The following is a 25741-nucleotide window of genomic DNA, read 5'->3' as shown; positions in this document are numbered from 1 at the left end:
TGTCGGCGAAGTTAGGCCCCCCTGCGTCCACGAACCGGCCGGGCTCGGTCGGCACCGACCACGTGAGATCTCCACAACTCTGGGAGAGCGTGGAGGTGGTGCCGTCCGCTCCGACGAGGAACGCCGGACCGCCGTCGCTGCCGGCGGGGGTCAGCACGAAGCCGCGTGCGGAGGTCTCGACGTCCATGTGCACGTCGCCTCGGGACACCATGCCGGTCGCCAGGGTCCGGGCCCCCTCGCCGAGGCGCCAGGCGTGGCCGCAATCGATCTGGGACTGGTTCTCGCACGTCTCCCACACCGTGAGCTCCATGCCGGACCCGGAGCCCGCAAAGGAGGTGAGGCTGCCCTCGGCGATGATCTGGTCGGCCTCGGCCGAGCGCGGGCCCGGGGTGGGTGTGATCGGCGCCGCCGGGGACGGACGCCCGTGGTCGCCGAACCCGTTCACCACCAGGGCGAATCCCGCGAGGACAGCGGCGGTCGTGGCCAGCACGAGCGCGACCCGGCGACGGCCGCGACGGGTCGCCCGTCGCTGAAGGTCTCCGAACCGTGGCGGTACGGCGCGCTGGGCGAGCGTGTCGATCGCCTCTCGGAGAGGGGTGAGCTCAGACATGGGGCTCCTCCTCGACGAGCAGTGCTGAGAGAGCAGCGCGACCGCGGGAGAGCCGCGCCTTGACCGTTCCGGCCGGTATGCCGAGGGTGTCAGCCACCTGCTCCACCGTGAGGTCGGCGAGGTGGTGGAGTGCGATCACCTCACGCTGGCCGGCCGGAAGCCTGCGGAGGGCCTGGACGAGTACCAGGTGTCCGTCGGTGTCCCCAGCCACCGGATCCTCGGCGAGCCGAGGCGCGAGGCCGAGGAACCGCTGGGCCCGACGCCATCGGCTTCGGGCCAGGTTGACCGCCACCGTGCGCAACCACGCCTCCGGGTTGTCCGCGCCGAGCAGCTGTCTCGGTCGGTCCAGCCCACGAACGAACGCCTCCTGCACGACGTCCTCGGCCTCGGCCACACTGCCCGTGACCCCGATGAGCTGGCCGAGTAGGCGACGATAGGACGCGGCGTACAGCTGCTGGATCTCGACGTCGCCCATGCGTCACCTCCGTTCGCGTCACAATGACGAGTCCTGGGAGGGTGCTGCTGGTTGCATCAGAGCCTCGCGACGTATCGGCGACCGCGCAACGCGTCCTCCACGAGCCCGGCCGCGCGGCGTACGCCGCTGAGCCTGGCCTCCTCGGCCAGCAAGGTCTCGACAGCGGCGTCGACGACGTCGAGCGGCGCGACGTCGCGCAGCTCGGCGCGCGCCTCGCTCAGGCCGCGCTTGACGGCGGCCTGGCAGGCCTCGACGTGCAGCACCGTGAACCGGGCCAGCACGACGACGTGCCGGCGCAGTGCCGGGTAGCTGCGGTAGTCCGGAGGGCAGAGGTCGAGCATCCAGTTGACCGCCGTGCGCTCCCAGCCGGGCGCGTCCGGCGCTCGCACCTCGCGGGGCCAGCCGGGCGGGGCGACGTGGGTGACCATGACCCGATTCTAGGTCATTCTTCGAACATGTGTTCGATCCGCTCGAGCTCCGGGTCCCTCAGGCCGACGCAGTCGTGGGTCCAGAACGGCTCGCAGTAGACCAGCGCTCCCGCCATCCAGTCCTCGTGGCTGTCGAGCACCGCGACCTGGAACGCCGGCTCCGGGACCCGCACGGACGGCCGGACGAAGCCACGGGCTGTCGCGGCCTCGAAGCCGCGCCGGGAGTAGTAGTCGGGGCTGCCCTCGAGGAACACCGCGGGAGCGCGCTGCCGCCGTGCCTCCGCGAGCGCCGCACCGACCAGCGCGGTGCCCACTCCCCTGCCCTGCCGGTCCGGCGCGACGGACAGCGGGCTGAGCACCAGCACCTCGACGAGCGCGCGCCGGGCGTCGACCCACGACCGGCTGAGCATCACGTGCCCCGCAACCTCGCCGGCCTCCTCCGCAACGAGCTCGGCACGCGCGTGGGTGACGCGCAGGTCGTCGACGAGCTCGGCCACCGTCGGGCCGTGGTCTCCGAACGCCTCGGCCACCACCCGGCGTACGTCGGGACCGTCGCCGGCGCGGTAGGTGCGGATCATCCGTTCAGCCCTCCAGGAAGCTGAACCTCACGGTCCGCTCGTCGTTGTCGACGTTGATGTCAACGAGGCAGATGCTCTGCCAGGTGCCGAGGGTGAGCCGGCCGTCGAGCACCGGGACCGTGGCATACGGCGGCACCAGCGCCGGCATCACGTGCGAGCGGCCGTGGCCACGCGAGCCGTGGGCGTGCTCCCATCGGTCGTCGGCCGGCAGCAGGTCGCCGAGCGCGCTCAGCAGGTCGTCGTCGCTGCCGGCGCCGGTCTCGATGATCGCGAGCCCGGCCGTCGCGTGCGGGACGAACAGATGCAGCAGCCCGTCGCCGCGCCCGGCGACGTAGTCCGCGCAGTCACGGGTGAGGTCGCGGACGACCTCGCGGTCACCGGTGCGGTAGCGCCTGGTCTCGGTGTCCACCCTCAGTCCCCCAGCAGCGCGTTGACCCGCTCGACCTTGGCGGTCAGCTGTCCCTCGAACCCGGGCCTGATGTCCGCCTTGAGCACCAGCCCGACCCGCGGGGACGCCTCGGCGACGACGTCGACGGCTCGCTTCACCACGGCCATCACCTCGTCCCATTCGCCCTCGACGGTGGTGAACATGGAGGTCAGCTCCCACGGGAGCCCGGACTCCTTCACGACCCGGACCGCGGCTGCGACCGCCTCCGAGACGGAGCCGTCGTCGCTGGTGCTGGTCGGGGAGATGCTGAACGCCACGAGCATGGCTCCAACCTCTCACGCGGCCAGGACCCCCTCGACCAGGGCCTTGAGGTGGAGCTCGGTCTGCTTGGGGTCGAGCCCCTCGTCGCGGCGCAGGGTCTTCCAGGTCGTGACGTCGAGGACAGTGACCAGCAGCGTCAGCACCCGCTCGCGGGTCGCCCCCCTGCGTCTGGCCAGCTGGGGGGCGAACACCTCCTCGACCCAGGCGCGGTGCCACGCCCGACCGCGCCGCAGCACCTCCCGGAGCTCCGCCAGCCGGCCGGCCAGGGCGACGATCCTGATGTTGCCGTCGCCGGACTCCTCGTAGTCGCGGACCACGCACGCGACGATGGCGTCCACGTCACCGGGCGTCACCCCGGCCCGGGCGGCGGCCAGCCTCGGCGCGACCCGCTCGCCGATCGCGGTCAGGTAGAGGTCGATCTTGCTGCCGAAGTGGTTGACGACCGTCTGCTGCGAGACGCCGGCGCGCTTCGCCACGTCGGCCAGCGTCACCTCGTCGAACCACGCCGGGCCGAAGAGCTCGACCGCGGCGTCGAGGATCTCCTCCCGCGTGGCCGCGCGCGCCCGCTCCCGGGCCGACATCTCGTACCGTCGAGCCATCAGCTGTCTCCTGGATCAATTGCTTTGTGCTTGACACAAATGAATTGATCAGCATACTAACACGCCATGACCACCTTCCTCGCCTACACCTCGCCGGCCGCCGGCCACGTCTTCCCCCTCGTCCCCGGGCTGCTGGAGCTCCAGCGCCGCGGCCACCGGGTCCACCTGCGCACCGCGCCCGACCTCGTCGACACCCTGCGCGCCGTCGGGCTCGACGCGGCACCGGTCTCCCCCGACGTCGTGCGGATCGAGCCGACCGACTACCGGGCCGAGACCGACGCCGCGCGCCTTCACAGCGGGCAGGTCGACCTCATCGAGCGCGGCCGGTTCGACGGACCGGACTTGGCCGCCGCCATCGCCGAAACCGAACCGGACGTCCTGCTCGTCGACTCGATCGCCTACGGCGCGCTCTCGACCGCCCAGGCGTCCGGGCTGCCGACGGCGCTGCTGCTGCCGTCCGTGCTCCCCTGGCCCGGGCGCGGCATCCCGCCGTACGGCCTCGGGCTGAAGCCCGGCCGCGGTCCCCTGACCCGGGTGCGCGACGGGCTGCTCTGGAAGGTCGTGGAGCGGATGTTCGGCAAGGCGATGCTGCCGGGGCTGAACGAGCTGCGCGCCGGGCTCGGGCTGGCGCCGTTCCGGTCGCCGCTCGACCAGTGGAGCGCGGTCGACGCGGTGATCGTGATGACGAGCGAGCCGCTGGAGTACCCACGGACCGACCTGCCCGCCCACTTCACCTTCGTGGGCGCCCAGCCCTGGGACCCGCCGAGCGACCGGCCGGCCTGGCTGGACGAGCCGGGCGACCCGTGGGTGCTGGTCACCTGCTCGACCGACTACCAGGGCGACGAGGACCTGGCCCGGGTCGCGGTCGAGGCGCTGCGCGACGAGCCGGTGCGGGTGCTGCTCACCCTGGCCGACGCCTACGACGGAGCCGGGCTGACCAGTGGCGGGAACGTCCGGGTCGAACGGTTCGTGCCGCACGGCCACGTGCTGCCCGAGTGCGCGGCGGTCGTCTGCCACGGGGGCTTCGGCATCGTGTCGAAGGCGATGGCCTCGGGCGTCCCCTCCGTCGTGGTGCCGTTCGGCCGCGACCAGCCGGAGATCGCGCGCCGGGTCACCGAGGCCGGTGCCGGGGTGAGCCTGAAGCCGAAGCAGCTCTCGGCCGACGCGCTGCGCGCGGCGGTGGTCGAGGCGCGGGCCCTCGCCCCCGGCGCGCAGCGGGCTGCGGCCGTCCTGCGGGAGAACGGCGGGGCCGGCCGGTTCGCCGCCGCCGCGCTGTCCGTGGCCGGCTCACAGGTGGCAGGCTGCAAACCATGATCCTGGCCTGCCACACACTGATCTACTCAGACGATGCGGACGCGACCCGGGCGTTCCTGCGGGACGTGCTCGGCTTCCCCCACGTGGACGCCGGCACGGGTGATGCCAACTGGCTGATCTTCCGGACCGGGGCCAGCGAGCTCGGCGTGCACCCCACGTCCGGGGAGGGCTACTCCTCGCCGCGGCACCAGGCCATCAGCTTCATCGTCGACGACCTCGAGTCGACGATGGCCGAGCTGCGCGCGAAGGGCGCGGAGTTCAGCTCGGGTCCGGACGACCAGGGCTACGGGCTGGTGGCGATGGTGAAGGTGCCCGGCGCCGACGACCTGCAGCTCTACCAGCCCCGGCACCAGACCGCCTACCAGCTGTAGGCGGGTGGACCTGGAGCACGTCGGTCGTTTGGCGTTGTCCCACCCGGGCGTGAAGCGGAAGGGCACCGAGGCGAGGCCGGCGTGGTACGTCGACGACCGGCTCGTGGTCCGCTGGCTCGACCCGACCTCGGTGGTGATCCGGTCCGCGTTCGCCGCTCGCGAGCGGCTGCTCGCCGACCACCCGGACACCTTCGGGGTCCCGCCGAGGTTCGAGAGCCACATGATGGTCGTCGTCGAGCTCGACCGCGCCGACCCGGAGGCGGTGGAGCGGGCGATCAGCGAGGCGGTCGAGCTCCAGCGGCGACGGTGAGAGTCAGCCCGCGCTGAAGATGACGTACTCGCCGCGGTGCAGGAAGAAGCCGAGCGTCCGCTTCAGGCTGATGCAGGTGACCCCGATCTCCTCGCTGATGCACGAGACGCCCCGCGCGGTGGTGGCCTGGCCGTAGGGAAGCACCTTGGTGGGCCGGGTCTGGATCGTGTCGGTGTTGCAGACCGGAACCACCCGGTTGCGGCGCAGCTCGAGCCGGCCGACGTCCTTCGACTCGTGGTTGCCGGCGCACGCCGCCGGGTCGTGGACCTGTCCCTGGTTGATCTCGCAGCCGCGTGGGTAGCCCTTGAGCCCGACGTTGCAGTAGATGTTCCCGCTCGGTGTGTAGAACTTCTTCAGCGCGCGCGTCTCGGTGGCGTGGTCGAAGTGCGCCAGCGCGGCGTCGTAGGTCCGGGGGATGCCGAGCCTGGACTGCGACTGCGACTGCGGCTGCGACTGTGACTGTGACTGCGGCTCCGCCCGGCCCGCGTCCGCCGGCGCGGCCACGAGCAGCAGGAGCAGGGGCAGGACGGCCAGCACGGCCCTTCGCAGCGGCATGGCGGCACCCTGACACAGGGTGCCGCCACGGCGCCGTAGTCCGTTCGGGTGATCAGCTCCGTCGCAGGTTGCGCAGGACGTACTGCATGATCCCGCCGTTGCGGTAGTAGCCCGCCTCGCCCGGGGTGTCGATGCGGACGATCGCGTCGAACTCCTTCTCACCCGATGGGCCGGCCGCCTTGACCTTGACGGTCCGCGGCGTCGTGCCGTCGTTCATCTCGGTGACGCCGGTGACCGAGAACGTCTCCTCGCCGGTCAGGCCGAGCGACTCGGCGTTCTCGCCCTCCGGGTACTGCAGCGGAAGAACGCCCATGCCGATCAGGTTGGAGCGGTGGATCCGCTCGTAGGACTCGGCGATGACGGCCTTCACGCCCAGGAGCGCGGTGCCCTTGGCCGCCCAGTCCCGCGAGGAGCCGGAGCCGTACTCCTTGCCCGCCAGCACCACGAGCGGGGTGTCCGCGGCGAGGTAGTGCTGGGACGCCTCGTAGACGCTGGTCACCTCGGCGTCGTCGCCCTCACCGGTGGTGAAGTCGCGCGTGAAGCCGCCCTCGGTGCCGGGCGCCAGCTGGTTGCGCAGCCGGATGTTGGCGAAGGTGCCGCGGATCATCACCTCGTGGTTGCCGCGGCGCGAGCCGTAGGAGTTGAAGTCGCGCTGCTCGATGCCGTGCTCGGCGAGGTAGTGGCCCGCCGGCGAGTCCTTCTTGATCGCCCCGGCCGGGCTGATGTGGTCGGTGGTCACCGAGTCGCCCAGCTTGAGCAGCACCCGGGCGCCCTCGATGTCCTGGACCGGCTCGGGCTCGTCCGGCATGCCGTCGAAGTAGGGGGGCCTGCGGACGTAGGTCGACTCCGGGTCCCACTCGAAGGTGTCGCCCTCGGGGGTCGGCAGCTCCTGCCAGCGGCGGTCGCCGGCGAACACGTCGGCGTACTCCTTGGCGAAGGTGTCGGACGACATGGCCTCGCCGATCACCCGCTCCACCTCCGACGGCGAGGGCCAGATGTCCTTCATGAAGACGTCGTTGCCGTCCTGGTCCTGGCCGAGCGGCTCCTCGAAGAGGTCGACGTCCATCGAGCCGGCCAGCGCGTAGGCGACCACCAGGGGCGGGGAGGCCAGGTAGTTCATCTTCACGTCGGGGTTGATCCGGCCCTCGAAGTTGCGGTTGCCCGACAGCACCGAGACGACGGCGAGGTCCTTCTCCTGCACCGCCGCCGACACCTCGGGGATCAGCGGCCCGGAGTTGCCGATGCAGGTGGTGCAGCCGTAGCCGACGAGGTTGAACCCGAGCTTGTCGAGGTACGGCGTGAGGCCGGCCTTCTCGTAGTAGTCGCTGACGACCTTCGAGCCCGGCGCCAATGTGGTCTTCACCCACGGCTTGCGCTGCAGCCCCTTCTCGACGGCGTTCTTGGCCAGCAGCGCCGCCCCGATCATCACCGACGGGTTGGAGGTGTTGGTGCACGAGGTGATCGCCGCGATCACCACGGCGCCGTGGTCGAGCTCGGCCTCCTGGCCGTCGATGGTGACGGCCACCGGGCTGGTCGGCCGGCCTCGGTCCTTCGGCGCGGCCGAGGGCCGCGCGGGCGCACCGTTGCCGTTGGCGTGGCTGGGCGGGTCGGAGGCGGGGAAGGACTCGGCGACCGCCTCGTCATAGCCCTGCTCCGGCTGCGAGTCGCCGTCGGCGTAGTCGACCAGCGCGGCGCGGAAGCCCTCGCGGGCCTCGGACAGGGCGACCCGGTCCTGGGGGCGCTTGGGGCCGGCCAGGGAGGGGACGACGGTGGCGAGGTCGAGCTCGAGCCTCTCGGAGTAGCGCGGCTCGGCGTCCGGGTCGTGCCAGAGCCCCTGCTCCTTGGCGTAGGCCTCGACGAGTGCGAGCTGGTCGTCGGAGCGGCCGGTGAGCCGGAGGTAGTCGAGGGTCTGCTGGTCGATCGGGAAGACCGCGATCGTCGAGCCGAACTCCGGGCTCATGTTGCCGATCGTCGCGCGGTTGGCCAGCGGCAGCGCCGAGACGCCGGGTCCGTAGAACTCCACGAACTTCCCGACCACGCCGTGCTTGCGCAGCATCTCGGTGATGGTCAGCACCAGGTCGGTGGCCGTCGAGCCCTCCGGCAGGTCGCCGCTGAGCTTGAACCCGACCACGCGCGGGATCAGCATCGACACGGGCTGGCCGAGCATCGCGGCCTCGGCCTCGATCCCGCCGACGCCCCAGCCGACGACGCCGATGCCGTTGACCATCGTGGTGTGGCTGTCGGTGCCGACGCAGGTGTCGGGGTAGGCCTGGAGCCGACCATCGACCTCACGGGTGAACACCACCCGGGCGAGGTGCTCGATGTTGACCTGGTGGACGATGCCGGTGCCCGGCGGGACGACCTTGAAGTCCTCGAAGGCGCCCTGCCCCCACCGCAGGAACTGGTATCGCTCGCGGTTGCGCTCGTACTCGATCTCGACGTTGCGCTCGAAGGCCTCGGGGGTGCCGAACACGTCGGCGATGACGGAGTGGTCGATGACGAGCTCGGCGGGCGCGAGCGGGTTGATCCTCGTGGGGTCACCACCGAGGTCGGCCATCGCCTCGCGCATGGTCGCCAGGTCGACCACGCACGGCACGCCGGTGAAGTCCTGCATGATCACCCGCGCCGGCGTGAACTGGATCTCCTTGTCCGGCTCGGCGTCGGCGTCCCACCCGGCCAGCGCCCGGATGTGCTCCTGGGTGATGTCCCCGCCGTCCTCGGTGCGGAGCAGGTTCTCCAGCAGGATCTTGAGGCTGTACGGGAGCGACCCGACGTCCAGGCCGTCCCCGGTCACCTGGTCGAGCCGGAACATCTCATACGACGTCCCGCCGACCTCGAGCGTGCTCTTCGCCCCGAAGCTGTCCTTGCTGGCCACTGCTCACCATCTCCTCGTGTGCGCGCGCACGCGCGTCGCGGACGTCGTACCCATCCTGCCGCTGGTACCCGGGCCGCGGAACTCGGGCCCGAGCTCGTTCAGATTGTCTTGATATCAAGATACATGACGTCGAGAGGAGAGGCCCAGTCGGGTCTCGGGTCACTTGAGTTCCATCGAATGACCCGATCGGCAGGCCGGAAACGTCTCCAGACCTGCCGATCGGGTCACTCGACGCACCCTGGCGGCCGTCAGCCCAGCAGCCGCGGCTCGATCCGGGTCTCGGCGACGGTCCCGTCGGCCCGCCGCTCGACGACGTACGCCGCGGCGTCGCGCCGGTCCGACACCGCGTCGACCAGCTCGGTCCCCTCATAGACCAGGCCGACACCGTCGTCGGTGGCGTGCGAGGTCGGCAGGTCGCCCTTCTCGACCAGCCCGTGCAGCAGCGGCCGGCGCTGCTCCTCGCTGTCGTAGTGGACGCCGTTGCCGTAGGGCAGGAGGCCGAGCCCGGGCGGAGCGAGCTGGAGGTCGGGGCCGTAGCTGTCGGTCGGCCCGCCGACGTACCAGCAGATCGAACCGGCCGAGACGCCGCTGAGGAGCACCCCGCTCTCCCAGCACTCGCGGAGGATCTCGTCGAGCCCGTGCACCCGCCACACCGCCAGCAGGTTGGCCACCGACCCACCACCCACCCAGATCACGTCCTGCGCCAGGAGGTGGGCGCGGACGTCAGGCACGTTCGGCATCGGGAACAGGTCGAGCGTGGTGGCCCGGACCTCGGAGCCGGCGAAGGCGCGGTGGAAGGCGTTGGTGCCGATGACGTGGTCGCCCATGGCCGTGCCGACGTAGCAGAACCGAGGCCGCGCGGGGTCGCCGGCGAGGTGGATCGCGTGGGCGATCAGCGGCCCGGGGCGCCACTGGTAGACCCCGAGTTCGGCGGGGAGGAAGCCCCCCGAGGTGGCGAGGATGCGCATGGACTCAGACTCCGAGACTTTTGGCCACTGTGGCCCCCGAACTGTACCCAGTCACCCTTGGGGGTGAGCCCGGCCGGCGCCGCGGTCAGGACGCCGGACGCAGGAGTGCCACGCACTCCACGTGGTGGGTCATCGGGAACAGGTCGAAGGCGCGGAGCCGCTCCAGGGCGTAGCCGTGCCCGGCGAAGCCGGCCACGTCCCGCGCCAGGGCTGCCGGGTCGCAGGCGACGTAGGCGACCGCCCTGGGCTGCCTCGCGGCCACGGCGTCGACGACCGTACGCCGGGCGCCCTCGCGCGGCGGGTCGAGGACGACGAGGTCCACCGGGACCGGTCGCAGCCCGGTCAGTACGTCGCCGACGTCGCCGCTCAGCGCGATGGCACCGGGCACGTTGACCTCCGCGTGCGCGCAGGCCCGGCGGTCGCCCTCGACGAGGGTGACGAGCCCCGGGTCGCCCACGGCAGCGGCCAGGAACCGCGCGAACAACCCGACGCCGGCGTAGAGGTCGAGCACCGACTCCCCCGGCTCGGGTGCGAGGAAGGAGAGGACGGTGTCGACCAGCACCTCTGGCGCACCCGGGTGCACCTGCCAGAAGCCGTCGTCCTCGACCTCGAACCCGACACCTCGCACGACGTGGTCCGCGGGCGCCCCGGCGATCAGGCAGTCGTCGACCTCGATGACCTCGTGCGAGCGGTACTTGCGCATTCCCTTCCTCTCCTCAGATCCGGTTCCTGAGGAGGCGAGGGACGAGCCGTCACGAAGCGTGACGAGGCGTTGGCGGGTCCGCCAGCGCAGCCCGTCGTGCTCGTGTGGAGGGTCGCCGGGCACCGGCTCGACGACGACGTCCACCGCCAGCCCCGCCAGCCGGGACAGCTGCTCGCGGACCACCTCCGCCTTCAGCTCCCGCTGCCGGGGCAGCGACACGTGCTGGAAGTCGCAGCCGCCGCAGCGACCGGGTCCCGCGTAGGGACACGGCGGCGTCACCCGGTCCGGCGACGGCTCCAGCACCTCGACCGCGTCCCCCCGCCAGAACCTGTCGCCCTCGGTGCCCTCGGTGACCTCCACCACGACGCGCTCGCCGGGCAGCGCGTGGCGGACGAACACGACGCGACCGCCGTCGCCGAGCCGGGCCACGAAGTGGCCACCGTGGGCCACGGGCCCGACCTCGACGGTGTGGCGCTCCCCCACGTGCGAGCGACCCCGGGCCCGGCGCGGTCGCGGGCTCCGAGGTCGGGTCACAGGTGACTGTCTACCCCAGGAGCTACCCCCACGGCTCAGCGGCGGATGTCTCGGCGGTCCACCTCGCCCCGGCGCAGGTCGCCGGGGCGGATCCGGTAGTCGTCGCGCAGCTCCCGCTCGCGGGCGATCTGGGACGACTGGAGCTGGTAGGGCACCGAGGTGACCATGACGCCGGGGGTGAAGAGCAGCCTGCCCTTGAGCCGCAGCGCGGTCTGGTTGTGGAGCAGCTGCTCCCACCAGCGGCCCACGACGTACTCCGGGATGTAGACCGCGACCACGCCGCGGGGGTTGGCCCTCTTGATCTCGCTGGCGTACTCGATGATCGGCCGGACCAGCTCGCGGTAGGGCGAGTGGAGGACCTTGAGCGGCACGTCGATGCGGCGCTGCTCCCACTCCTCGAGCAGCCGGCTCGTCTCTTCGGCGTTGGTCGACACGTAGACGGCCTCGAGCACGTTGGGCCTCGTGGCCTTGGCGTAGGCGAGCGCCCGCAGCGTCGGCTTGTGCAGCTTGGAGACCAGGACGATGGCGTGCACGCGGGTGGGCAGCACGCGGTCCTCGTCCTCGGCGGCGAGCTCCTCCTGGACGCTGTCGTAGTGGCGGCGGATGCCGCGCATGATCATGAAGAAGATGACCATCGCCAGGATCGCGATCCACGCGCCGGCCAGGAACTTGGTGACGAGCACGATCACGAACACCACCGCCGTCATGCCCAGGCCGAAGGTGTTGATCGCGCGGGAGCGGTACATCCGGCGGCGTACGGCGGAGTCGCGCTCGGTCTTGAGGTGGCGCGTCCAGTGCCGGATCATGCCGAGCTGGCTGAGGTTGAACGAGACGAACACACCCACGATGTAGAGCTGGATCAGCCGGGTCGTCTCGGCGTTGAACGCCAGGATCAGGACGATCGCCATCACGGCCAGGAACACGATGCCGTTGCTGTAGGCCAGCCGGTCGCCGCGCGAGCCCAGCGCCCGGGGCGCGAACCCGTCGCGGGCCAGGATCGAGCCGAGCACCGGGAAGCCGTTGAACGCCGTGTTCGCCGCCAGCACCAGGATGATCCCGGTCATCGCCACGACGTAGTAGAAGCCGGGCGGGAAGTCGTCGAAGATCGCCTTGGAGAGCTGGGCGATCACCGTGTGCTGGTCGTAGCCCGGTGGCACCGGCTGGCCGTCGGGCGTACGCAGCCGGTCCATGTCGTTGGGGTCGACGTACTTCAGCCCCATGTTGTAGGCGAGGACGATGATGCTCATCAGCATCGTGATGGCGATGCTGCCGAGCAGCAGCAGCGTGGTGGCGGCGTTGCGGCTCTTGGGCTTGCGGAAGGCCGGCACCCCGTTGGAGATCGCCTCGACGCCGGTCAGCGCGGCACACCCCGACGAGAAGGCGCGCGCGAGCAGCAGGATCAGCCCGATGGTGGTGAGCTCGTCGTCGTAGCCCGGCGCCGGCTCGATGGTCAGCCGGGCGCTCTCGACGTCCGGCAGGTTGCCGGTCGACGCCAGGATGATGCCGTAGACCGCCATCCCGATGATGCCGATCATGAAGCCGTAGGTCGGGATCGCGAAGAGGGTCCCGGACTCGCGGACCCCGCGCAGGTTCATGGCGGCCAGGACGACGACCAGGATCGAGGCGACCATCGCTTCGTGGCCGGAGAACGCCGGGATCGCCGACGCGGCGTTCTGGACGCCGGAGGAGACCGAGACGGCCACGGTCATGACGTAGTCGACGAGCAGCGCGCTCGCGACGGTGATGCCGGCGGTCGACCCGAGGTTGACGGTCGCGACCTCGTAGTCGCCGCCGCCGCTCGGGTAGGCGTGCACGTTCTGGCGGTACGACGCCACGACCGTCAGCATCACCACGGCGACCGCGATGCCGACCTTCCAGCTGTAGGCGTAGGCCGTCAGCCCCGCCATCGACAGCATGATGAAGATCTCGTCGGGTGCATACGCGACCGAGGAGAGGGCGTCGCTTGCGAAGACCGGGAGCGCGACGCGCTTGGGGAGCAACGTCTCGCCGAGCTGGGAGCTTCGGAGCTTGCGTCCCAGCAGGATGCGCTTGGAGACGTCGCCGACACCCACGAGCCGCAAGCGTACGCACACCGGGGCCGGAACCGCGGGCGACGAGTCCATGAGGCCCCGGATGCGGATACCGTTGCCGGGTGCACGTCGTGATCATGGGGTGCGGACGGGTCGGCTCGACCCTCGCGCGCAGCCTGGAGGACCGCAACCACACGGTGTCGGTCATCGACAGCGAGCCGGACGCGTTCCGGCGGCTGGGGCCTGACTTCAACGGGGACAAGGTGACCGGCTACGGCTTCGACCAGGCCGTGCTCGAGAAGGCGGGGATCCGTCGCGCGGACGCCTTCGCGGCGGTCTCGAGCGGAGACAACTCCAACATCATCGCGGCCCGGGTGGCCCGGGAGACCTTCGGCATCCAGCAGGTCGTGGCCCGGATCTACGACCCCGGCCGGGCCGAGGTCTACCAGCGGCTCGGGATCACGACCGTCGCCACCGTGAAGTGGACCGCAGACCAGGTGCTGCGCCGGCTGCTGCCCGCCGGTGCCGAGCCGGACTTCCGCGACCCGTCGGGCACCATCCGGGTCGACCAGGTGCCGATCCCCGAGCAGTGGGTCGGCCAGCGCACCGTCCACTTCCAGGAGCAGTCCGGCAGCCGGATCGCGTGGATCGACCGGCTCGGCGAGGGCATCCTGCCCAACCGCGACTCGGTGATCCAGGAGGGTGACCTCCTCCACCTCGTGATGCGCGAGGAGAACGCCGGGCGCGTCTTCAAGGTCATCGACTCAGGACCCGAGGAGCACTGATGGGTGACCCAGGAACGGTGCAGCCATGAGAGTTGCCATCGCCGGTGCGGGCGCGGTCGGCCGCTCGATCGCCCGCGAGCTGATCGACAACGGCCACGCGGTGCTCCTCATCGACAAGGACCCCTCCTCCATCAAGCCTGAGCGGGTGCCCGACGCGGAGTGGCTGCTCGCCGACTCGTGCGAGCTGTCCTCGCTCGAGGAGGCCCGCCTCGACAAGTGCGACGTGGTCATCGCTGCCACCGGCGACGACAAGGTCAACCTCGTCACCTCGCTGCTCGCGAAGACCGAGTTCGGCGTGCCGCGCACCGTGGCCCGGGTCAACCACCCCAACAACGAGTGGCTGTTCAGCGAGGCCTGGGGTGTCGACGTCAACGTCTCGACCCCGCGGATCATGTCCGCGCTCGTCGAGGAGGCAGTCACGGTCGGTGACCTCGTCCGGCTGTTCACCTTCCGCCAGGGCAACGCGAACCTCGTCGAGCTCACCCTGCCCGCCGACTCGCCGTACGTCGGCAAGCCGACCGGGCTGATCCCGTTCCCCGACAACTGCGCGCTCGTCTCGATCCTGCGCGACGGCCAGGTCTACGTCCCCGACGCCGAGCAGCCCATCGAGTCCGGTGACGAGCTCCTCTTCGTCGTACCCGAGGACCGCGAGGACGAGCTCGAGCGCCTCCTCGCCCCCACCGAGCACGGCGGGAGTGCGTAGCCGCCGGCTCGGGAACGGGCTCTCAAGACTTGCGTGGTGCGTGGGTGGGCGGCCGCGCGCGTAGCAGGCCCGCCAGGACCCGGGCTTTGCCGAGGTTCTCCGGCACCAGGTGCCGATTTCCCTCCGCAAACCCACCGTCCGGTAGGCGCGCGGGCACCCCCGCCGGGTTGCTTAGGAACCGTCAGGCGGGCTCGGGGCCGGCGTTGGCCTCGAGGTCGTGCTCGATCTGCCGCTCGATCGGCGTGGCGTTGCGGGCCAGGAGCCAGATGATCAGGGACCAGGACGCGATCCGGAGGGCCCAGCCGAGGCCGAGCCGGAGGATGCTGACGATCAGGACCGCGGTGTCCTTGTCGATGGTGCCGGACCAGCCGAGGAGCCAGACGGGTCCCTGCAGGAGCACGCCGATGGCGCCCGGTGCGAGGAAGACCCAGGTGAGCCGGGTGCACAGCTTCACCACCTGGGGGTCGTCGTGCCAGGCCAGCGGGTCACCGCTGACACTGCCGACCATGAAGCCGACGGCCGGCCACCGGAGCAGGCACGAGGCGCCGAACAGGATCGTGTAGGCGAGGCTGATCAGGATGCCGGGCAGGAAGTAGGCCAACGCCTGGTCGGAGGAGTCGCCGCCGGCGCCGGCCGCGATCCGGGTGAAGATGTAGCCGATCGCGATCGAGAACGCCGCGTTGAAGACGTACTGCACCGTCGAGCGCTGCACCAGCCGCACCACCAGGGCGACCCCGACCCCGACCCCGCCGATGACCAGCGCCAGCTGGATGTCCTTGGTCGCAAGCCAGACGATCGTGAACAGCACGCCCGGGATCGCCGCCTCGATGATCCCGCGCCGGCCGCCCAGCGACGCGGCCATCTGGGCGCGCACCATCGCCTCGACCGTCTCGACGGTCGGCGGGTGGTGCCTCTCCGCGGTCGCCTCCTCGGCGGGGTCGGTCACGGGATCAGCTCGTAGCGCGGGTTGTAGAGGACGCGGACCCCGTCGTGGTTGCCGATTCGTCCCTCGACCTCGATGGACCGGCCGGGCTCGATCCCCGCGATCCGGCGCCGGCCGAGCCACACGACGGTGATCACCCCGGTGCCGTCGTTGAGCTCCGCCTCGAGGGCGGGGATGCCGGCGCGCGGGCGAAGGGTCACGGTCCGCAGCGCACCGCGCAGCTTGACCCGCTCCCGGTCGGGGGCCTCGGCGATGGAGACGTGGCCGGCCCGGCTAGAGCCGGCGTACTCCTTGCGGAGGTGGTGCTCCTCCATGTCGCCGGGGTTGGCCCAGTTGCTGATCGTCCGCCGGAGCTTGCTCTTGGTCATGTCTTCAGCCCTGCTGGTCGACCCGTCGTGCCTGCGGCGGCATCGTGAGCGCGAGCGCCTCGCCGACCGGCATCGCGTGCGCGCCGCGGTGGACCGCCACCTTGCGGATGGTCTCCTCCCACGCCGCCGAGTCGTCGGGCTTCTGGGCGCCCGCCCCGACCAGCTGGCAGCGCAGCATCCAGCGAGGGCCGTTGACCCCGATCATCCGGACGACCTGCTGCTGGCCACCGCGCTGGCCGGTGCGCAGGATCAGCTCGGGCCCCCAGGGCCCCTCGTGCTCGGTGGCCGTGCCGCCGCCCTGGGCGACCTCCGCGGCGATCTGCGGGCGCACCTCGGTCCACAGGTCGCCGTTGCGCGGGGCGGCGAAGGCCCGCAGCTCGACGGCACCGTCGGGACCCACGATCTGCACCGACTGGACCGTGCCGCTCGCCTCGTCGACCTGCAGCCGGAGCTCGCGGTCGGGCTCGGGTGCGATGAGCAGCGAGCCGAGGTCGACGCGGTCGACGCCGTCGGCCGGGAGGTCCTCGGCGTCGAACGGGCCGCCGGCGAGCGGCTCGGCGTCCTCCTCCTGCTCGTCGTCGAGCTCCTCGAGGTCGTCCAGCGGCTCGACGTCGTCGTCGGGCCCGTCCTGCGCCTTGCGGCGGAACTTCACGTGCGCTCGCTCCCTGCTCCTGTGCTGGGCTCCGGGGTGCCGAAACCTCCAGTAGAACCGTAGCCGCCAACCCCCCGGACGCTCTCGGGCAGGACCTCCACCTCGGTGAACGCCGCCTGCTCTACCCGCTGGAAGACCAGCTGTGCCACCCGGTCGCCGCGGCGCAGCTCGATCGGCTCGTGCGGGTCGAGGTTGACCAGCAGCACCTTCACCTCACCGCGGTACCCCGCGTCGATGGTGCCGGGGGTGTTGACGATCGAGAGGCCGTGGCGCGCAGCCAGGCCCGAACGCGGGTGCACCAGCGCGACGTACCCTTCGGGCACCGCGATGGCGATGCCGGTCCGCGCCAGCGCCCGCTCCCCCGGTTGCAGAGTGAGGTCCTCGGCGGTGACGAGGTCGGCGCCGGCGTCGCCGGGGTGGGCGTAGGCCGGCAGCGGCAGGTCCGGGTCGAGACGGACGACAGGCACGGGGAGCTCCACCCGCGGGAGGTTAGTGCTTCCCCCGGATGGGAGGATCCCGGCGTGGATCCGGCGCCGTACGACGAGCGGCTGGGTGTGCCCCTGCGCTGGTGGGTGCAGGGCGTGATGCTGGTCGCCACCCTGTGGCTGGCGCTCATCGTGTCCCTCCCGGGGGCGCTCGCCTGGACGTTCACCGGGATCGCGCTGGCCCTGCTGGTGGCGCTGCTGGTCTCCTACGGCAGCCCGCACGTCACCGCCGCGGACGGCTGGTTCCGCGCCGGGCGGGCCCGGATCGAGGCGGTCCACCTCGGTGCGGTCGCGGCGCTCGACCCCGAGGAGTCCCGGCGGGTCGCCGGCCCCGAGGCCGACGCCCGCGCCTACCTGCTGCTGCGGCCCTACCTCAAGCGGGCGGTCAAGGTCGAGATCACCGACCCGGCCGACCCCACGCCGTACTGGCTGGTGAGCTCCCGGCACCCCGACGAGCTGGCCCGGGCGGTCCGGGCGCTCTCCGACTCGTCTGCGGTCTGACCTGACATCCGCACCACCCCGGCTCGGACGAACCGTGCTGGGTACCTTGCTCCCATGGATCGGGACAACTCCAAGGTGTGGACGGCCATGTCGCTGGTCGCCGGTCTCGGCGCCGCCGCACTGACCCGCAGGCTCCTCGACCGCTCCTGGAAGGTGGCGGCCGGCAAGAACCCGCCGGAAAACCCGGCCGACCCGGACGTCAGCTTCGGCGAGGCGGTGCTCTGGGCCGCGATCACCGGCGCGGCGGTCGCCCTGGCCCGGATGCTGGCCCAGCGCCGGGCCGCGAGCTACTACGCCCGGACGACCGGCCAGCTGCCACCCGGGCTCAGGAAGGGTGACGAGGAGTAGAAGACAACGGGCCCGGCACGCCACGCGTGCCGGGCCTCACTTGCTACGACCAAGCTCTCAGCTGTCTGAGCGGTTGTCTGCGCGCTACGCGCAGTCGAAGCAGATCATCTTCTTCGCATCCGCGAGCTGACTCCGGTGGTGGACCAGGAAGCAGCTCATGCAGGTGAACTCGTCCTCCTGCTTGGGCTTCACCTCGACCGCGAGCTCCTCGTGCGAAAGGTCCGCACCGGGGAGCTCGAAGGACTCGGCGGCTTCCGCCTCATCCTCGTCGACCTTGCCGGAGTTCTTGTCGTGGCGACGAGCCTTGAGCTCTTCGATGCTCTCTTCGGACTGGTCTTCGTCACTCTTGCGCGGTGCGTCGTAGTCCGTCGCCATGTCTCTCACTCCCTTCGGCCGTTCTCACGTCTGTCATCCCCCGAGACCGACAGGTTGGAGCCGCCGGCAGGGGAGGATTGTGCACCATCCACCGGGGAACGTCACACCGACGGCCGATGCGCGGGATGAACACCTGGTGAAGCCCCGCTATTCCTGCTCTCAGGACGTTGAGTCAGCGAGGTACCCAGCACCGGCGATCGCACGCCTGAACTCGTCGAATCCGCCCTCCGGAGCGGCGATCACGATCGTCCGTCCGCCCACGCCCAGGGTGGTCTCGACCCTGGCCCCGGCGGCCCGCGCGACCAGACCGCCCGCTGCGTGGTCCCAGAGGTTGACACCCTCCTCCAGGTACCCGTCCAGGGATCCCTGCGCCACCGCACACAGGTCGAGGGCACACGAGCCGAACCGGCGGATGTCGCGGATCTGCGGCAGGAGGCGGAGCAGGGCCGCGGCCTGGATCTCCCGCTGCCGGGCCTCGTAGGAGAACCCGGTCCCGATCAGCCGCTCGTGCAGGGGTACGACGGAACGCACCCGGATCGGTACGCCGTCGCGCCGGGCCGGGCCGCCGAGGGTGGCGGTGTACTCCGCGCCCGTGGCGACGTTGCGGACCACCCCCGCGACCACCTCGCCGTCGAGCTCGGCGGCGATCGAGACGGCGTACTGCGGGATCCCGTAGAGGAAGTTCACGGTGCCGTCGATCGGGTCGACGATCCAGCGCACCCCTGTGCTGCCCGGCTCGTCGCTCTGCTGACCCTCGGCCTCCTCACCCAGGACGGTGTCGCCGGGGCGGGCGTCGAGCAGCGCCCGGCGGATCAGCCGCTCGGCGCTGCGGTCGGACTCGGTGACGACGTCGACGTCACTGGACTTGGTGGCGGCCACCTCGACTCCCCGGGCAGCCCCGGCCTCGACCAGCCGGCTGGCGGAGCGGGCGGCACCGACGGCGAGCCCGAGCAGCTCCTCGGCCAGCGGCGTGGGGAGCGTCACACCTCCTCCCCGCACAGGGCCGGGCGCTCGCCACGCGGGTTGGGGCAGCAGCCGACCGGGCAGCGGTCCCACAGCGGCCCGAGGGTGCCGAGGCTCGCCCGGGCCACGTCGTCGCCGCGCTCGGTGGCGGCGCGCTCGAGCAGGAGGTCGCGGACCATCGGCGCGAACCGCGGGTCGGCTCCCGCGGTGGCAGCCCTCCGGGCGGGCAGCCCGAGCCGGTCGGCGGTCGCCATCGCCTCGGTGTCGAGGTCGTAGACGACCTCCATGTGGTCGGAGACGAAGCCGACCGGCACCAGGACCACTGCAGGCACGCCGCCAGCGTGCAGCGCCTCGAGGTGGTCGTTGACGTCCGGCTCCAGCCACGGCACCTGGGGCGGCCCGGAGCGGGAGCAGAAGACCAGGGCGTGCTCGTGACGGACCCCTGTCTCCTCAGCGACCCGGACGGCCACCTCGGCGGCGACGTCACGGTGCTGGGCGACGTACGCGCCGCCACCGGGACCCGACGTCTCGGCCATGGCCAGCGGGATGGAGTGCGTGACGAAGGCCAGCTGGGCACCGGCCCGGACGTCGTCCGGCAGCCCGGCCAGCGCCGCCAGCACGGCGTCGACCACCGGCTCCACGAAGCCCGGGTGGTTGAAGTAGTGCCGCAGCTTGTCCAGGACCGGCGCCCCCGGCACCGCCGCCACCGCGTCGAAGAGGTTCTCGCGGTACTGCCGGCAGCTGGAGTACGACGAGTAGGCGCTGGTGACGAAGCAGGCCGCGCGGGTGATCCCGTCCTCGGTCATCTGCAGCACGGCGTCGGTGAGGTAGGGGTCCCAGTTGCGATTGCCCCAATAGACCGGGAGGTCGATGCCGGCCTCGGCCAGGTCCTTCTCGATCCCGGCCAGCAGCGCACGGTTGAGGTCGTTGATCGGCGAACGGCCACCGAACAGCGAGTAGTGCTCCCCCACCTCTGCCAGCCGCTCCCGCGGAATGCCCCGTCCGACGGTCACGTTCTCGAGGAACGGGACCACGTCGTCGGGCTTCTCGGGCCCACCGAAGGAGACCAGCAGCAGTGCGTCGTACGGCGCTACGTCGGGACGCTCCACGTCGCAATCCTAGGGAGCGGGTCCGGCCGGGCCGCGCGGGGCGTGGCCGCCCCTACGGTGAGGGCTGATGCTCTCGTCGTACCGCTCGGTGCTCTCGCGCCCCGGCGCCATCGGCTTCTCGGCCGCCGGCCTCGTGGGCCGGCTGCCGCTGTCCATGGCCGGGCTCGGGATGCTGCTGCTCGTCCAGTCGGACACCGGCTCCTACGGCATCGCAGGATCGGTCTCGGCGACCTACATGGTCGCCAACGCCGTCGTCGCGCTGCCGTTCGGGCGGCTGGTCGACGCCCGCGGACAGGGCCGGGTGCTCACGCTGGCCGCGCTCGTCTTCGGCGGCGCGATGGCCGTCCTCGTGGTCACGGTCCGGGCCGACCTGCCGATGGCCACGACGTACGCCGCCGCGGGCCTGGCCGGCGCGAGCCTGCCGCCGATCGACGCCTGCGTGCGCACCCGATGGGCCCACGTGCTCGACCGGGCCGGACTGTCAGACGAGGTGGAGACGGCCTACGCGTTCGAGGCGGTGGTCGACGAGACCGTCTTCATGCTCGGGCCGATCGTGGTGACCGTTCTCGGCACGCTGGTCGATCCGGTGGCGGGGATCGCAGCGACCGTGGTGGCCGGGGTCGGCGGCAGCCTGGCCTTCGCGGCCCAGCGGGGCACCGAGCCGCCTGCACACCCGCGGGACGCCTCCACCGGGACGCGGGTGCCGCTGCCCTGGCGGACCCTGTCCCCGCTCACGGTCGTCTGCGTGGCGCTCGGCCTGATGTTCGGCGCCGCCGAGGTCATCACGGTCGCCTTCGCGTCCGACCACGGTGCGCGCTCGGCCTCCGGCGGCCTGCTGGCGCTGTGGGCGCTCGGCAGCCTCCTCGCCGGGGCGGCCACGGGGGCCATCAGGTTCAAGCGCGGGCTGGCCCGGCGCGTGCTCTGGGGCTCGGTCGGCCTGGTGGTGGCGATGGCACCGCTGGCGCTGGTGCAGAGCATCGAGCTGATGGGCGCCCTGATGCTGGTCGGCGGACTCGCCATCGCACCGACGCTGATCGCGACGACCGCCATGATCGAGCAGGTCACGCCGCCGTCGCGGCTGACCGAGGGGATGGCCCTGCTGCAGACCGGGCTCGTCGCCGGGGTGGCGCCCGGGGCGGCGCTCGCCGGGGTCGTGGTCGACCACGCGGGCTCGTCGCCGGCCTACCTCGTGCCGCTAGGCGCCGCGATGCTGGCGGCGCTGGCCGCGCGGGTCCTCCCGGCGTCGACCCAGACCGCTGATAACGACTTGGGCAACGTCGCCGGTCACGCCTAGCCTCGGAAGGCCATGCCCGTGCTGTCCGCCTACCGCCAGGTCCTGTCCAGGCCGGGTGCGGCCGCGTTCTCGGCGACCGGCTTTGTGGCCCGGCTGCCGATCTCGATGGTGACTCTCGGCATCGTGCTCATGGTCTCGGCCGAGACCGACTCCTACGGGCTGGCCGGCGGCATCTCCGCGGCCTTCGTGATCGCCTCGTGCCTCGCCGCCCTGATCCAGGGCCGGCTGATCGACCGGCTCGGCCAGGCCCGGGTCCTGCTGCCCGCGAGCGCGATGTGCACCGTGAGCCTGTCACTGCTGGTGTGGGCCGTCGAGGCGGGCCACCGCACGCCCCTCCCCCACGTGTTCGCGGCGCTGGCGGGGGCGACCATGCCCGCGATCGGGGCCGCGGTCCGCGCTCGCTGGACCAACGCGCTGGACGTGCAGGCCGAGCGGGAGACCGCGTTCGCCCTCGAGGCGGTGGTCGACGAGACGGTCTACCTCATCGGCCCGCCGCTGGCCACCGCGCTCGCCACGACCCTCTTCCCCTCCGCGGGCCTGGTTGCGGCGATCGTGGCCGGCCTCGCCGGGACGATCGCCTTCACCTCGCTCCGGTCCACCGAGCCGCCGGTCCACCCGACCCGCACCGGCACCGGAGCCAAGGTCGCGATGCCCTGGGGCCAACTGCTCCCGCTCGCGCTGATCAGCCTGGCCATGGGCGGCATCTTCGGGTCGACCGAGGTGGTCACGGTCGCCTTCGCCGACAGCCTCGGTGAGAAGTCGGTCGCCGGACTGCTCCTGGCCCTCTGGGCGTTGGGGTCGCTGGTCGCCGGCGTGATCACTGGAGCGGTCACGTGGCGCCGGACCCCGGCCGCGCGGATGCGGATCGGCATCGTCGCGTTCACGGTGCTGATGGCCCCCACGCCGCTGGTCGACTCAGCGGTGGCGATGGGCGTGCTGCTTTTCCTGGCCGGGTTCGCGATCGCGCCCACCCTGATCGCCGCGGTGTCGTTCATCGAGCAGACCGTGCCGCCGAGCCGGCTCACCGAGGGCATCGCGATGCTGACCACGACGATCGCCGCCGGCATCGCGCCGGGCGCCGCGGTGGCCGGGGTCGTCGTTGACGCGCACGGCCCGCACGCGGCGTACCTCGTCCCGATCTGCTCCGGCCTGATCGGCGTGCTGGCCGCCGTGGGCACCCATGCCACGAGGTCAATAGGCTCCCCGCGTGAGCACCTGGACGAACTGGTCACGTCTGGAGACGGCCCGGCCGACACGTGAGGCCACGCCGGCGAACGCCGACGACGTGGTGGCGGAGGTCCGCCGCGCCCTCGACGGCGGCGACACGGTCAAGATGGTCGGCACCGGCCACAGCTTCACCGCGATCTCGGCCCCGGAGGGCACCATGCTCCGACCGCAGGGGCTCACCGGGATCGTCGCGGTCGACCGGGAGGCGCTGACGGTCACGGCGTACGCCGGCACGCCGCTCAAGGAGCTCAATGCGGCGCTCGAGCGGCTCGGGCTGTCGCTGCACAACATGGGCGACATCGCCGAGCAGACCCTGGCCGGGGCGATCTCGACCGGGACCCACGGCACCGGCGGCACGGCGGCCGGGCTGGCCGCCCAGGTAGTGGGGCTGGAGCTCGTCACCGGGACCGGTGAGCTGCTGCGGGCCACGCCGACGGAGAACGCGGACGTGCTCGACGTGGCCCGGGTCGGGCTCGGCGCGCTCGGGATCCTGACCACGATCACCTTCCGCGTCGAGCCGGTCTTCGTCCTCGAGGCGCAGGAGCACCCGATGTCGTGGGAGGAGGCGCTCGGCACGTTCGACGAGATGACCGAGGCGGCCGACCACGTCGACATGTACTGGTTCCCGCACACCGACCGGATGCTGACCAAGCGCAACACCCGGCGCGGCACCGACCTCTCCGTGGCCAGGCCGGTCCCCCGGTTCCGGGGCTGGCTGGACGACGAGTTCCTCCAGAACACCGCCTTCGGCGTCCTCACCGCCGGCGCCAACCGGGTCCCCCGCGTGATCCCGCGGATGAACCGGATGGCGGCCTCCCTGCTCAGCGCACGCACCTACTCCGACGTCCCCCACCGGGTCTTCACCGCGTCGCGCCGGGTGGTCTTCAGGGAGATGGAGTACGCCGTCCCGCGCGCGGCCGGCCTCGAGGTGCTCCGCCAGTGCCGCAAGGCGCTCGACGCGAGCGACCTGCGGATCAGCTTCCCGGTCGAGATCCGGGTCGCCCCCGCCGAGGACATCCCGCTCTCGACCGCGAGCGGCCGGGACTCCTTCTACCTCGCCTTCCACACCCATCGCGACGCCGAGCACCGCTACTACTTCGCGCTGATGGAGCCGATCCTGCGCGACCACGACGGGCGGCCACACTGGGGCAAGGTGCACACCCGGAAGGCGGCCGACCTGGCGCCGGCCTACCCCCGTTTCGGAGACTTCCTGGCCATGCGCGACCGGCTCGACCCGCAGCGGGTCTTCGCCAACGACTACCTGCGCCGGGTGCTGGGCGACTGACGGAGGATCGGACCCGGCGTGGCGCGCTCACGGTCCCCCGCCCGGGCGCGTCGCTGACGTAGGGTCGTCCCATCCGGACAGAGGACCACGACAGGGCAACTGACACAGCATGCCGGCACCAGAACGCACCCCGAGCCCACCCGCGGCCGAGGCGCGCCCTGGCGGTGCACCGCGGGGATACCTGGTCCTCATCGGGCTCAGTCCGGACGGCCGCTTCCTGCGGCTGGCCGACCCGCACGACCCGGCCGGAGCCGAGTTCACCGTCGAGATCGACGCCCGGTTGAGGGCGGCGCTCGGCACCCAGCCCACGACCCGACCTGAGAAACCGGTGCCCAAGGTGGAAACCCAGATGGACAGCATGCTTCGACCCCGTGACATCCAGGCCCGGATCCGGGCCGGGGAGACACCCGAGTCGGTCGCGGCTGCCGCAGGGACCACCGTCGAGAAGGTCATGCCCTACGCCGCACCGGTCCTCGCCGAGCGCGAGCACGTCGCCGAGCGGGCCCAGCGCTCCTCCATCCGCCGCCCGGCCGGCGAGCCGCCGCACGGCGCGCGGACGCTGGGCGACGCGATCACCCGTCACCTGCACGGGCGCAACGTCGACCCCGAGGTCGTGGCCTGGGACTCCTGGCGGCGCGAGGACGGCCGCTGGGCGCTCACCGGGCGGTTCTCTGTGCAGGGCCGCGACGGCCTGGCCGAGCTCACCTACGACCAGCCCGGCAACTTCGTGGTGCTCGACAACGACGACGCCCGCTGGCTGGTCGGCGACCTGCCCGACCCCGCTGCCGAGCCGGAGCCCGAGCCCGGTGTCCGCCGGCTGGCCGCGGTGCCCACCGAGGACCAGCACCAGCTCACCCTCGGTGACGACGTCCTCGGGATCACCGACGAGCCCATCGAGGCCTATCTGGACGGGCAGGGCCTCGACGACCGGCCCGGTCTCGAGACGGACCTCGTCGACGACGCGGCCGGTGCGATGGCCCTCGACGACCCGGAGCCCGAGCCCGAGCCGGTGCGCCGCCCGGTCAAGAAGACCCGCGGCCGCGCCTCGGTGCCGAGCTGGGACGAGATCATGTTCGGCGGCCCGAGCGAGTGAGCAGCAGACCGCGAGGAACGAGAGGTCTGCGTCGCTCACGAAGGTCGAGCGCGCCCTGCGGCTGAGCCTGCGAAGCCGCAACGGGCGCGACGAGACCACCGCACGGTAGGCAACCCACCCCACGCAGCGACAGGCACGGCGGGCCAGCAGGTGCCATCGCTGCGGAGGTCTCGACAGGCTCGACCAGCGACGGGCAAGCAGGTGCCATCGCTGCGGAGGTCTCGACAGGCTCGACCAGCAGCAGGCCAGCAGGTGCCATCGCCGCGGAGGACTCGACAGGCTCGACCAGCAGCGGGCCACCACGGTGGCTGAGGTGCGAGGCCGTTCACGGCCGAGCCTCGAAGCCAGGTGACCCGGCGCTGGGACCCATCCGGGTGCCTACCCTGCGGAGGTCTCGACAGGCTCGACCAGCAGCGGGCCAGCAGGTGCCATCGCTGCGGAGGTCTCGACAGGCTCGACCAGCGGCGGGCCAGCAGGCGCCATCGCTGCGGAGGTCTCGACAGGCTCGACCAGCGGCGGGCCACCACGGTGGCTGAGGTGCGAGGCCGTTC

General features: G+C 71.9%; 30 protein-coding genes. 11 read left to right on the top strand and 19 right to left on the bottom strand.

All coding sequences use genetic code 11. From position 1 onward, the window contains the following. The 7 genes from VFV89_RS24575 to VFV89_RS24545 form a co-directional block, all read right to left on the bottom strand. Positions 1-610 (bottom strand): hypothetical protein (locus VFV89_RS24575; protein ID WP_329708628.1); only part of this gene is annotated, 610 nt, incomplete at its 3' end. Then, positions 603-1085 (bottom strand): SigE family RNA polymerase sigma factor, encoded by a 483-nt coding sequence (locus VFV89_RS24570; RefSeq protein ID WP_329708627.1) that lies wholly within the window; start codon positions 1083-1085, stop codon positions 603-605. The genes VFV89_RS24570 and VFV89_RS24575, both read right to left, overlap by 8 nt. A gap of 56 nt (positions 1086-1141) precedes the next feature. Next, positions 1142-1513, bottom strand: a complete 372-nt coding sequence (locus tag VFV89_RS24565) for a hypothetical protein (protein WP_329708626.1) — start codon at positions 1511-1513, stop codon at positions 1142-1144. Between the two features lie 14 nt (positions 1514-1527). Continuing rightward, positions 1528-2091: an N-acetyltransferase gene (locus VFV89_RS24560; RefSeq protein ID WP_329708625.1), complete on the bottom strand. Its 564-nt coding sequence runs from the start codon at positions 2089-2091 to the stop codon at positions 1528-1530. A gap of 4 nt (positions 2092-2095) precedes the next feature. Then, positions 2096-2500: a YjbQ family protein gene (locus tag VFV89_RS24555; RefSeq protein WP_329708624.1), complete on the bottom strand. Its 405-nt coding sequence runs from the start codon at positions 2498-2500 to the stop codon at positions 2096-2098. 2 nt (positions 2501-2502) lie between these two features. Continuing rightward, entirely contained in the window at positions 2503-2802 is a 300-nt protein-coding gene (locus VFV89_RS24550; RefSeq protein WP_329708623.1) for a thiamine-binding protein, read from the bottom strand. 12 nt (positions 2803-2814) lie between these two features. Continuing rightward, positions 2815-3399: a helix-turn-helix domain-containing protein gene (locus VFV89_RS24545; protein ID WP_329708622.1), complete on the bottom strand. Its 585-nt coding sequence runs from the start codon at positions 3397-3399 to the stop codon at positions 2815-2817. Between the two features lie 66 nt (positions 3400-3465). Here VFV89_RS24545 and VFV89_RS24540 point away from each other — a divergent pair, with 66 nt between their 5' ends. Genes VFV89_RS24540 through VFV89_RS24530 form a run of 3 tightly spaced genes read left to right on the top strand, consistent with a single transcriptional unit; the run spans position 3466 to position 5394 of the window. Next, complete coding sequence (locus VFV89_RS24540; RefSeq protein WP_329708621.1) at positions 3466-4713, top strand: glycosyltransferase; 1248 nt, start codon at positions 3466-3468, stop codon at positions 4711-4713. Beyond that, the gene (locus VFV89_RS24535; RefSeq protein WP_329708620.1) at positions 4710-5084 is read left to right on the top strand and encodes a VOC family protein; all 375 of its coding nucleotides are present in this window, start codon (positions 4710-4712) and stop codon (positions 5082-5084) included. The genes VFV89_RS24540 and VFV89_RS24535 overlap by 4 nt, the downstream gene beginning before the upstream one ends. A 49-nt stretch (positions 5085-5133) precedes the next feature. Next, complete coding sequence (locus VFV89_RS24530; protein ID WP_329708619.1) at positions 5134-5394, top strand: hypothetical protein; 261 nt, start codon at positions 5134-5136, stop codon at positions 5392-5394. A gap of 3 nt (positions 5395-5397) precedes the next feature. Here the strand turns inward: VFV89_RS24530 and VFV89_RS24525 are convergent, their stop codons facing one another. The 5 genes from VFV89_RS24525 to VFV89_RS24505 form a co-directional block, all read right to left on the bottom strand. After that, positions 5398-5949 carry a hypothetical protein gene (locus tag VFV89_RS24525; RefSeq protein ID WP_329708618.1) on the bottom strand — a complete coding sequence of 184 codons (552 nt, stop codon included), beginning with the start codon at positions 5947-5949 and terminating at the stop codon, positions 5398-5400. 52 nt (positions 5950-6001) lie between these two features. Continuing rightward, positions 6002-8824 (bottom strand): aconitate hydratase, encoded by a 2823-nt coding sequence (locus VFV89_RS24520; protein ID WP_329708617.1) that lies wholly within the window; start codon positions 8822-8824, stop codon positions 6002-6004. 248 nt (positions 8825-9072) lie between these two features. After that, entirely contained in the window at positions 9073-9792 is a 720-nt protein-coding gene (locus VFV89_RS24515; RefSeq protein ID WP_329708616.1) for a peptidase E, read from the bottom strand. 85 nt (positions 9793-9877) lie between these two features. After that, positions 9878-11029: a class I SAM-dependent RNA methyltransferase gene (locus tag VFV89_RS24510; RefSeq protein WP_329708615.1), complete on the bottom strand. Its 1152-nt coding sequence runs from the start codon at positions 11027-11029 to the stop codon at positions 9878-9880. Between the two features lie 35 nt (positions 11030-11064). After that, positions 11065-13101 carry an APC family permease gene (locus tag VFV89_RS24505; protein ID WP_414690426.1) on the bottom strand — a complete coding sequence of 679 codons (2037 nt, stop codon included), beginning with the start codon at positions 13099-13101 and terminating at the stop codon, positions 11065-11067. Positions 13102-13181: 80 nt separating this feature from the next. Here VFV89_RS24505 and VFV89_RS24500 point away from each other — a divergent pair, with 80 nt between their 5' ends. Continuing rightward, on the top strand, positions 13182-13844 hold the full coding sequence (locus VFV89_RS24500; protein WP_329708613.1) for a TrkA family potassium uptake protein: 663 nt from the start codon (positions 13182-13184) through the stop codon (positions 13842-13844). Between the two features lie 25 nt (positions 13845-13869). Continuing rightward, positions 13870-14547, top strand: a complete 678-nt coding sequence (locus VFV89_RS24495; protein WP_329708612.1) for a TrkA family potassium uptake protein — start codon at positions 13870-13872, stop codon at positions 14545-14547. A 181-nt stretch (positions 14548-14728) separates the two neighbouring features. On the opposite strand, the gene VFV89_RS24490 is transcribed toward VFV89_RS24495, so the two are convergent. From VFV89_RS24490 to dut, 4 genes are read right to left on the bottom strand one after another with little or no spacing between them, the layout of a single operon-like run. Continuing rightward, a complete protein-coding gene (locus tag VFV89_RS24490) occupies positions 14729-15493 on the bottom strand; it encodes a DUF3159 domain-containing protein (protein WP_329708611.1) in 765 nt (254 codons plus the stop codon). Further along, positions 15490-15858 carry an OB-fold nucleic acid binding domain-containing protein gene (locus VFV89_RS24485; RefSeq protein WP_414690425.1) on the bottom strand — a complete coding sequence of 123 codons (369 nt, stop codon included), beginning with the start codon at positions 15856-15858 and terminating at the stop codon, positions 15490-15492. Before VFV89_RS24485 ends, VFV89_RS24490 begins: the two co-directional genes overlap by 4 nt. A 4-nt stretch (positions 15859-15862) precedes the next feature. Continuing rightward, a complete protein-coding gene (locus VFV89_RS24480; protein ID WP_329708610.1) occupies positions 15863-16510 on the bottom strand; it encodes a DUF3710 domain-containing protein in 648 nt (215 codons plus the stop codon). Beyond that, positions 16507-16989, bottom strand: a complete 483-nt coding sequence (gene dut, locus VFV89_RS24475) for a dUTP diphosphatase (RefSeq protein WP_329708609.1) — start codon at positions 16987-16989, stop codon at positions 16507-16509. Before dut ends, VFV89_RS24480 begins: the two co-directional genes overlap by 4 nt. Before the next feature lie 42 nt (positions 16990-17031). On the opposite strand from dut, the gene VFV89_RS24470 reads away from it, so the two are divergent. Together VFV89_RS24470 and VFV89_RS24465 are read left to right on the top strand one after the other, a co-directional pair. Further along, positions 17032-17496, top strand: a complete 465-nt coding sequence (locus tag VFV89_RS24470) for a DUF3093 domain-containing protein (protein WP_329708608.1) — start codon at positions 17032-17034, stop codon at positions 17494-17496. Positions 17497-17550: 54 nt separating this feature from the next. After that, positions 17551-17844, top strand: a complete 294-nt coding sequence (locus VFV89_RS24465; protein WP_329708607.1) for a DUF4235 domain-containing protein — start codon at positions 17551-17553, stop codon at positions 17842-17844. 84 nt (positions 17845-17928) lie between these two features. Here the strand turns inward: VFV89_RS24465 and VFV89_RS24460 are convergent, their stop codons facing one another. The 3 genes from VFV89_RS24460 to VFV89_RS24450 all read right to left on the bottom strand — a co-directional run bounded on the left by VFV89_RS24460 (position 17929) and on the right by VFV89_RS24450 (position 20291). Further along, positions 17929-18219, bottom strand: coding sequence for a DUF4193 domain-containing protein (locus tag VFV89_RS24460; RefSeq protein ID WP_165231244.1), 291 nt, complete (start codon positions 18217-18219; stop codon positions 17929-17931). 159 nt (positions 18220-18378) lie between these two features. Then, positions 18379-19203: an inositol monophosphatase family protein gene (locus tag VFV89_RS24455; RefSeq protein ID WP_329708606.1), complete on the bottom strand. Its 825-nt coding sequence runs from the start codon at positions 19201-19203 to the stop codon at positions 18379-18381. Continuing rightward, a complete protein-coding gene (locus tag VFV89_RS24450) occupies positions 19200-20291 on the bottom strand; it encodes a ferrochelatase (RefSeq protein ID WP_329708605.1) in 1092 nt (363 codons plus the stop codon). The genes VFV89_RS24455 and VFV89_RS24450 overlap by 4 nt, the downstream gene beginning before the upstream one ends. Before the next feature lie 67 nt (positions 20292-20358). Between VFV89_RS24450 and VFV89_RS24445 the strand changes: the two genes are divergently transcribed. The 4 genes from VFV89_RS24445 to sepH all read left to right on the top strand — a co-directional run bounded on the left by VFV89_RS24445 (position 20359) and on the right by sepH (position 25190). Continuing rightward, positions 20359-21585, top strand: a complete 1227-nt coding sequence (locus VFV89_RS24445) for an MFS transporter (protein ID WP_329708604.1) — start codon at positions 20359-20361, stop codon at positions 21583-21585. A 12-nt stretch (positions 21586-21597) separates the two neighbouring features. Further along, positions 21598-22845, top strand: coding sequence for an MFS transporter (locus VFV89_RS24440; RefSeq protein WP_329708603.1), 1248 nt, complete (start codon positions 21598-21600; stop codon positions 22843-22845). Next, the gene (locus VFV89_RS24435) at positions 22793-24097 is read left to right on the top strand and encodes a D-arabinono-1,4-lactone oxidase (protein ID WP_329708602.1); all 1305 of its coding nucleotides are present in this window, start codon (positions 22793-22795) and stop codon (positions 24095-24097) included. Before VFV89_RS24440 ends, VFV89_RS24435 begins: the two co-directional genes overlap by 53 nt. Positions 24098-24206: 109 nt before the next feature. Further along, complete coding sequence (gene sepH / locus VFV89_RS24430; protein WP_329708601.1) at positions 24207-25190, top strand: septation protein SepH; 984 nt, start codon at positions 24207-24209, stop codon at positions 25188-25190. The last annotated feature ends 551 nt before the right edge of the window (positions 25191-25741 follow it).

This window comes from Nocardioides sp. (assembly GCF_036274455.1).
Classification (GTDB): Bacteria; Actinomycetota; Actinomycetes; order Propionibacteriales; family Nocardioidaceae; genus Nocardioides.
This window is presented reverse-complemented; position numbering and strand designations above follow the sequence as displayed.